The 920-nt window shown below is 59.2% G+C and carries 2 protein-coding genes; one reads left to right on the forward strand and one right to left on the reverse strand.

Features of this window, described 5'->3' with window-relative positions:
* Positions 1 to 415 (forward strand): SDR family NAD(P)-dependent oxidoreductase (locus FHD68_RS18715; RefSeq protein ID WP_139086637.1); only part of this gene is annotated, 415 nt, incomplete at its 5' end.
* A 182-nt stretch (positions 416 to 597) separates the two neighbouring features.
* On the opposite strand, the gene FHD68_RS18720 is transcribed toward FHD68_RS18715, so the two are convergent.
* The coding region (locus FHD68_RS18720) for a hypothetical protein (protein ID WP_244298002.1) at positions 598 to 920 on the reverse strand (323 nt) is incomplete at its 5' end.

The following is a 920-nucleotide window of genomic DNA, read 5'->3' on the forward strand; positions in this document are numbered from 1 at the left end:
AGGTTCACATGGCTCACTTCTCAGTGGAAATTATGCGCTTACCCGGCTCAGTTCTGGGTGGAAATCAACACTCCCGTTGCTGCGCGCCGCGCCTGAAGCGCGGATCGTGAACCTATCGAGCGCGCTTGGGTCGCTGACGATGAACGCCGATCCCACCTCGCCCTACTATTCACAGCAGTTCATCGGTTACAACGCCTCGAAGGCGGCACTGAACATGTTGACGATCCAGCTGCATGAAGAGTTGCGGGGCACGAAGATCAAAGTGAACTCGATCAGCCCCGGTTTCGTGAAAACCGACCTGACCGGCTATGGCACGATGACCCCCGAAGAAGGCGCGAGGCTTCCGGCGGAATATGCGCTGAACGCTAAAAGCAGCGGTGGCTTTGTAGAGCCGGACGGAAGATCGCCGTGGTAATGGGAGTGGGAGTGGGACGGGGCGGAGTGACTGCTTCGTCCCGCATAGCCGACGGTGGCGGCGTGCTCAGGCCGCATCAAGCCTAAGCGTCAGCTTTCGGGAATGCTGCATGCAGTAGCCGCAGGCACCGACTGGCAGGTAAGGGCCGTTCGTACGTCGACAGGCGCTGTCAGCGCCACTCGTCATCGTCCCCGAAACCGGATGACATTATCACCGCGCATGAAGGCGACGGCGCCTTCTTCCTCAATTGCCTGGATAGCGGCGTTTCTTGCCTCCTTGTCGGAGGCGAACTGATCGTCCCAAACGTGGCTGGTGCCATCCTGGTCGACGACCTCAAGCATCCAGTTCTGATCCGTTTCAGCACGGTAGATTTCGATGGAGAAAGGATGGCCGTCGATGATGACACGCTGGCTTTTGCCCGACGTGACTATGTGTAAGCGCGACGCGGCCCCCCTCCTGCCGCTTCTGATCTGACCGGGCCATTTTCTGTACGCATGAGCGTTGG

This window comes from Paracoccus marcusii, from assembly GCF_006151785.1.
GTDB lineage: Bacteria > Pseudomonadota > Alphaproteobacteria > Rhodobacterales > Rhodobacteraceae > Paracoccus > Paracoccus marcusii.